The following is a 6,830-nucleotide window of genomic DNA, read 5'->3' as shown; positions in this document are numbered from 1 at the left end:
AGATGAGCCCCTTACATCGCGCAAGTCAAATGACGAATGAGGCAAATGCTGCGACCTTGGTGGGGTGCTTGTCGGCGATGAATTTCGCGGTTGTCCCAGCGGGAGTGATGCCGTGGCGTGCAGGACAATCAGGTACTGTTCTTCGGGGCCGCTACGGGTCTTGGTTGTGTGCAAACGGATAGGTCGGCACGCGGCCGTGGTCGCCCATCATTGCGGGCGGCCGATGTTGTCCCGTCGGATCGTCCAATAGCGGCCAAAGTGGGTATCACGACGCGGTATTGCGCTTTTGGACGCACTTTCCGGCCTTCAGGAGGCGCGGCTGGCGAGCGTCGAGGTCGCGTAGCTGCCGGCTTCCTCCAGGCTCTTGAGCCCGCACCCACGCGCAAGCGCTGACCGTCGGTGTAGACGCCAGAGTTGTCGATGATCGCATCCATGCGGCCGATCGCATTGATCTGCTCCGCCGATGGTTGTGGTCTCGGTGGCGCTACGGAGTTCGCCGACGACGATCCCCGCAGTCCGCGACGCGGGATCGCCCTACGGTCGCGGCGGGATCGATTGATCGAGGGTGCAGCTAGCTAGACGTCACCGGCCGGATCACATCGAAGTCGTCACGAGAGAAGGTGCCATCCTCTCGCTTTGACTTGTCGATGACGGAATATGTGGCCGGTCACTCTTCAGACGGCCCATCATGGATCGACCTCGCCGAGACTCGCGTCAAACACAACGGAATCACCGTTCGAGGTCTTGCTCAACCGAGTTCTACAACAAAACCCGCCGAGAGCCGACAGGCTCACGACAGCTGGACGGGATCGATAACGTCAGCCAATTCCTGCGATGCGACGGATTGCGAAGTGCCCTACCCTTCCCCGGCCTCTCTCAGCGGCCGACAAACTGTAGCTTGCCACCGCAGCTACTCACGCGGCCGTCGGCTCCCTGCCGAAAGCTGAAGAGTACGCAATGCCCGGCTAGAACCAGTCGCAGTACTGATACGGTTCCCAGTCGACAACTCACTCCCTTTGCGACCAAAGCTCATGAGTGAGCCAAACTACCATCGGCGCGAGCCTCGCGAGGCGATGGTCTTCTCGGAGGGGCATGCATTGAGGACGGATTACCGCACGCCGTAGCGCGCGAACTCGTCGGCGATATCGCCCCGGACAGCTTTCGCGGCCGCAACGTCGGCTTCTCCTGAAGCGGTCTCGCCGCGGCGGATCTTCGCCCGGCCCCGGCCGTACAGCGCGGCGGCGAGCGTGGGGTCGATGCGCAATGCGGCGTCGTAGTCGGCTATGGCCGCATCGATTCGTCCAGCCTTGAGGTGGGCGAGCGCGCGGGAATCGTAGGTCGCGGCCGTATGCGCGCCCGACCTGATCGCCTTGTCGCAGGCTTCCACCGCGCCCTGCGGGTCGCCCGTGCTCGCCCGGGTCCAGCAAAGGCCGCTCCAAGCCCCCTCCATGTCGGCATTCAGGCGAGTCGCCGCGGCATAGTCTCTTTCGGCGCGTACGAGATCGCCCTTCTTTAGCCAGGCCTCGGCGCGGTTGACGAAGGCACCGGGGTAGGTCGGCTGGAGGGCGATGGCCCGGTCGAAATCCTCCATCGCCGCGTCGTAGTCGCCCGTCCTCAGTCTTGCCGCGCCGCGGTTGTTGATAGGCTTGGCGAAGGTCGGATCGATGCGGATGGCCGCGTCGAAGTCGGCGATGGCGCGGTCGTAGTCGGCCTTGGCCGCGTAGCCGATGCCGCGGTTGTTGTGGGCGACGGCCATGGCCTGCGGCCCGCCACGGCCGGCCGCGATGAAGGCCGAGCAGGCCTCGATCCTCCGGTCCGGCGACGAGGTGGCGTTGCACAGCTCGACGTTCCGGAATTGACTCTCCGGCTTCTGCGCCGACGCGGGGACGGCCAGCAGCAGGATCATAACTGGCGCCGTCCGGACGACCTTCAGCATCCCCGACAGACGCCGAGAGCGCGGTCGACCCTGCCCTGCCGGGGAGGCGCAACGGCCGGACCGGCCTTCCGCTTCATGACGGCGTCCTTACCGTCCTCGATCAAAGTGGCGAACTTGACCGTGCCGTCCTCGGAGAGCTCGATATTGGGCGTGGTGCCCCGGATCCCCAACGTCGCCACCGGGGTGTCCACCTTCATGCTGCCGGTCTTGGCGACGCTGCCAGCGACGAAGGTGAAGGTGCCTCTGGTCAAGCTGATCAGGGTCGAATTGTGGTTGCCGTCCGGATCGTAGACGAACTCGTTCATTTCCATGCTGGCGTTGCTCGACAGACTGAAGGAGCTGCCGTCGGCGAAATTGATACCGAGGCCGCCGTCGGCGCCGGTCCTGACGACGTCGCCTCGATAGACTGGATCGCCGAGCTTCGCTCCGGCCCTGTCGTCGGACAGTCTCGCCTGCACGACCGCGGCATCGATATGCTCGATCGTTGCCTTGCCGGCGACGGTCACGACCTTGCCGATCGGCTTGACCTCCTGCGCCCAAATCCGCGCAGGCGGACACGCTACCGCCACGAGCAAAAGGCCGAGGAGTCCTGCAACCGTCCTTTGTCCGCGCATGCGTCCGCTCCCGTCCGTGAAGAGCCCGCTTTCACCCCTGCGGAATAATGGCAGAGCCGCGCCCGGCGCACCACATCGCACGTTGCGACTATCGTTTTCAGTCGTGGGGGACGGCGGTCCTGACCGCTCCGGACCAACAAAAGAGCGCATTTACGCACACCGAGTCAACAATTTGTGAAGGGGCCTCGGGACGACAAAGCGTAGGCTGGCGTCGAACCGGAAACCTCGGCGAGTGGCGACTTACACTCGGTCGATCGGTCCGGCCGCGTCGGCGGAAGCGGCAGCATGCGAGGCGTTCAGGATGTCGCTCGCACGTGTCTTCAGCGGTCTTTGGCCGGCGCCGGACCAACGCAGTCCGGCGTCCGTCCGCGGCCAGCGTGCAAGGGAGTCGGCGGTCGTCGCGGGACTCGGATGGGCCGGAGGGCTGTCCTTCCTGACGTTGATCCTGTCGGCGATGAAGGAGGCGTGGGCCGCCGATCCCGATCTCGCCTTGTTCGACGACGCCTCCATCACTTACAAGGGGTTCGAGCATGGCACGTTCGAACTCGTCACGAAGGAGGCGGTGCCGCGGCATATCATCGTGGACGATCCCGGGCAGACGGTCATCCTCAGCAGGACCGGATCTTCCGTCGGCTTCGCGCAGGTCGCCAACAACGCTTCGCGAATGGAGGACCTGCAGAACCAGCAGCAGGACGTGCTCGCCAATTACTCGAAAGACCATGGCCCGGGCGGATCCGGCACGCCTCCGGGCGAAGCGGTCGATCAGTCGCCGCACCCGATCGACTTCCAGCCGCCGGACGGGCCCATTCCACAACATGCCCTTCCCGGGCTGGTGGTGCCGGCCAGTTTCGCGCCGGATGCGCCCTTGATCCATTCGCCACCCACGCTGACACTCGGGTCGGGCCCCGTCGAGGTCGACACGGTCGCGTTCGACGAGTTCTCGGCGAGCAGCGGCAGCTTCTCGGCCGCGAGCTTCGGCTCCGGCGCGACGCCGATCTTTGGCATCGCGGGCGGCGCGGTCGGCCCCTCCACGTTCGCGGGCGCAAGCTACGACGTCGAGAAGGCAGGCTCCTTCGGAATCCTGTACTTGAACAGCGCGACCGGCGCCTACGCCTACGTGCCGAACAACGACGCCATCAACGCGCTGAAGGCGCCGAGCACTGACAGCTTCACGATCATGGCGTCTGACGGCTTCGCCTCAGCGAGCCAGACCTTCACGGTCGAGATCGCCGGCACCGACGACGCGGCGGCGATAAGCGGCGAGACGGATGGATCCGTCGCGGCGGGTGCCATGACCGCCGCCGCAATCGTGGCGGCGTCCATGGCACCCGACGTCCCGACCGCGACCGGCACGCTCACCGATACCGACGTCGACGATCCGGCCAACACGTTCACGGCGGTGAACTCTCCGCATACCAGCGACAAAGGTTACGGTAGCTACACGATAACGGCCGACGGGCACTGGACGTACGCGCTGGATCCCGCCAACGCCGCGGTGCTGGCGCTTGCGGCATGCCAGAACCTGACCGACACGTTCACGGTGACCACCATCGGCGGCACGCCGCAGGTCATGACGATGACCATCCGGGGCGCCGACGATCCGGCCGTCATTTCCGGGGACACCCATGGTCGCGTGGTTGAAGCGGGCGGGGTCCACAATTCGGCGCAGGGCGTCCCGACGGCGTGCGGCCTTCTGACCGCCACCGACGTCGACGGTCCGTCGAACGCGTTCGACCCCGTCAAATGTCCGGAGCCGAGCGACCACGGCTACGGCAGCTTCACCATGACCGCGGACGGGCACTGGACCTTCGCGCTCGACAACGGCAATTGCGCGGTGCAGGCGCTTAACGCAGGTCAGGCGCTGACGGATGATTTCACCGTGAGGGCAGCGGACGGTACGGCACAGACGGTGACCGTCACGATCGAGGGCAGCAACGACGCCGCGGTCGTCTGCGGCGATACTTGCGGACGCGTGACCGAGCCGAGCAATTCCTGCGACCCTCCGCCACGCGCCAGCGGCACCTTGTCCGACAGGGACGTCGACAATCCCGACGACACCTTCACAGCGACAACATGTCCGCAGGCCAGCGACAACGGCTACGGCAGCTTCACGATGACCACCTGCGGCACGTGGACCTATGTGCTCGCGCTCGACAACCCCGCCGTCCAGGCCCTGAGGCCTTGCGACGCGCTGACCGACACTTTCACCGTGACCACGATCGACGGCACGCCCCAAGTCGTGACCGTGGTCATCCAAAGCGTCGGGGACCAAGGCTTACGCGAGCAGGCCGAGTCCGCGTTCCATTTCGAGGCGGGTGCGGAACAGCAGCATGCGAGCCTGACGGCGCCGGTGGTCGTTTCCTCGGCCCCTGTCGCCGCGCTCGATCCGGAGGACGATTCCGCCGCGACCGCATGGCCCCATCCGGCCGATGCAGCGGCGGATGCTTGGCGTTTCGGCGAGCAGGAGGTTGCTGGCCAGGGCCTACACCTGCCCTTCCAACAAGATCTGATCGTCTGAGGCTCGCCGATGCCTTCGTTGCCTCCGGGCGGCTTTGCGGATGAAGAGGTGCGCAGCAAATCAACTCCACGACGCGCCTAATTGAATACTGTATGATTTAGCTTGCCGCCGGTATCGTATACCGAGGTCGGCCGGATGCATGCGCTTTGATATGGGCCCCGCGCCACGACCTGTGGGCGTCGTTGGCATACGAATGCCGCCCCACTAAGCAGGTTGGCGACCTCCATGCCGGTGCCCGCTGCGCGGAAACCGGCATGCAAAACCCGAGGCAGCTTGAACGGTTGATGACGTGCGGAAGATGCTATGACAAGGCAAGCAGACGACGACGCGAATTCCTGAAGATCTGTGGCAAGTTTGCCGCCGTGACACCTCCGGCCATAGCGCTCCTGCTGTCGACGTCCTCACGTCCAATCGCAAGGTCTGGCGCCGCGCCGGCCGGCCCTCATCGCAACAACGGCTATGGTAATGGCGGCGCCGACGGCAGCCCAAAGGCGAAGAGGATGCAAAGAGGATAAAGACCGCTGATTGCCTGTGGGGGCGAAACCGGCCTGGAAGGCTTTACCTGCCAAGTTTTCCGGATGCCTTACCCAAGGCACATCCCTGTCGGCCCGAGCTGTTATCATAGCCCCCGGAGCTGGGGCCATTTCTGTTGGACAGCCGGCGCCCTGACATACAACCGCTGGCGTAGCTATCTCTTGCGCATGCCCACAGTTTTTGAGTTCTGGGTAACGGGCCAAAGCCGTGCCGGCTGGACCTGATGGGTCCACGAAGTGAAGCACGACGGCCGTCGGATGCTAGTCATCCGGGCGAGCGATCGGGCCGCGTCCTACCCCGGAACGGCGCCGACTGGACTAAGCGCTACTCTCGCGACCTGGGGAATGACCCTCGTGATCCAGCGCGCCGAGCACCGCGACACGCAGTCCATTCATGCGAAGCTCGACGAACTGCTGAAGGTTCATGGCGATGCCAAGAACTCCCTAATGACTGTAGACAATAAGGACGCTGAGGAAGTCGAGCGGCAGCGAGCACAGGTCCGTGCCTCGTGAGCCTTGGCGGTCTGACTGGCTCGATCACGTTGGATGCTCCTCCCTCGCGGTTCCAGAATTAACCCGCCACCGCGACATCAAGTTTAATTTCAGGCTTTCATTGCAGCGAAGCTAAGGAGCGATAGCTTCTAACGGCCGGACATTGCCGTTAGTCCGGTCCCCAGTGGCGAAGCCGTCGCGCCATCATATTCGACACATTCGACGCGGCGGCTTCGTTTGATTGCAGGCCATTCTATTGAAACAGCACTCAGACGACGGAAAACTTGATCTTATCGAGATGCGTCGGCAACTCACGGCCCTGCGCTCGCAACACTCGGGCAACCTTACGATAGCGTCGCTACTGAACCGCTTCCTCGTGAAGATTGCATTCCTCTCGGAACCTACAGACCCGAAGCACGAACAGTATCTTCGATCTGAGTTTGCACAGACGCTGAAGAAGGTGGAGACGATCATCTCGCGCAGGCCAGCAGCGAAGCGACCGCCGGCCACTAAGCCATCCAAGTAAGGCTAACGATTTGTATCTCGTTGCGCTTGCCAGCGGCCGCGCAGACGCTAGATGCGGTCGCGAAGCGTCCTTGTTCGCGTCCTGGCGCCTTCGCGGCGTAACCGTCCGGTGAGGCTTTCAATTACCCACAAATTCTCCTCCGACCACGACACCTAGCGCTATGTCGGTGAGGCGTGACAGCCCGCGCCACATGACGGTATTGCCGGGTGGC

Annotated in this window: 5 protein-coding genes; 3 read left to right on the top strand and 2 right to left on the bottom strand. The window is 64.1% G+C overall.

Annotated elements, in window-relative coordinates:
- Nucleotides 1-1,108: 1,108 nt before the first annotated feature.
- Nucleotides 1,109-1,906 carry a tetratricopeptide repeat protein gene (locus tag IVA96_RS30505; protein WP_247421112.1) on the bottom strand — a complete coding sequence of 266 codons (798 nt, stop codon included), beginning with the start codon at nt 1,904-1,906 and terminating at the stop codon, nt 1,109-1,111.
- Between the two features lie 23 nt (nt 1,907-1,929).
- Nucleotides 1,930-2,550: a FecR domain-containing protein gene (locus IVA96_RS30500; protein ID WP_247421109.1), complete on the bottom strand. Its 621-nt coding sequence runs from the start codon at nt 2,548-2,550 to the stop codon at nt 1,930-1,932.
- A 301-nt stretch (nt 2,551-2,851) separates the two neighbouring features.
- Between IVA96_RS30500 and IVA96_RS30495 the strand changes: the two genes are divergently transcribed.
- The 3 genes from IVA96_RS30495 to IVA96_RS30485 all read left to right on the top strand — a co-directional run bounded on the left by IVA96_RS30495 (nt 2,852) and on the right by IVA96_RS30485 (nt 6,114).
- Nucleotides 2,852-5,068 (top strand): VCBS domain-containing protein, encoded by a 2,217-nt coding sequence (locus tag IVA96_RS30495; protein ID WP_247421106.1) that lies wholly within the window; start codon nt 2,852-2,854, stop codon nt 5,066-5,068.
- Nucleotides 5,069-5,352: 284 nt separating this feature from the next.
- The gene (locus tag IVA96_RS30490; RefSeq protein ID WP_247421114.1) at nt 5,353-5,583 is read left to right on the top strand and encodes a hypothetical protein; all 231 of its coding nucleotides are present in this window, start codon (nt 5,353-5,355) and stop codon (nt 5,581-5,583) included.
- Nucleotides 5,584-5,859: 276 nt separating this feature from the next.
- Nucleotides 5,860-6,114, top strand: a complete 255-nt coding sequence (locus IVA96_RS30485; protein WP_256464882.1) for a low affinity iron permease family protein — start codon at nt 5,860-5,862, stop codon at nt 6,112-6,114.
- Nucleotides 6,115-6,830 lie beyond the last annotated feature (716 nt).

The sequence above is a fragment of the Bradyrhizobium sp. 159 genome (assembly GCF_023073795.1).
In the GTDB taxonomy this organism is placed as follows: domain Bacteria; phylum Pseudomonadota; class Alphaproteobacteria; order Rhizobiales; family Xanthobacteraceae; genus Bradyrhizobium.
Note: the sequence above shows the minus strand (reverse complement) of the source record. Positions and strands in the feature narration are given on the sequence as shown.

Excerpts from the sequence above, each read along its gene's own strand:
- IVA96_RS30490 (WP_247421114.1), top strand. The coding sequence starts at position 5,353 with ATGACGTGCGGAAGATGCTATGACAAGGCAAGCAGACGACGACGCGAA.
- IVA96_RS30500 (WP_247421109.1), bottom strand. The coding sequence starts at position 2,550 with ATGCGCGGACAAAGGACGGTTGCAGGACTCCTCGGCCTTTTGCTCGTG.
- IVA96_RS30505 (WP_247421112.1), bottom strand. The coding sequence starts at position 1,906 with ATGATCCTGCTGCTGGCCGTCCCCGCGTCGGCGCAGAAGCCGGAGAGT.
- IVA96_RS30495 (WP_247421106.1), top strand. The coding sequence starts at position 2,852 with ATGTCGCTCGCACGTGTCTTCAGCGGTCTTTGGCCGGCGCCGGACCAA.
- IVA96_RS30485 (WP_256464882.1), top strand. The coding sequence starts at position 5,860 with ATGCTAGTCATCCGGGCGAGCGATCGGGCCGCGTCCTACCCCGGAACG.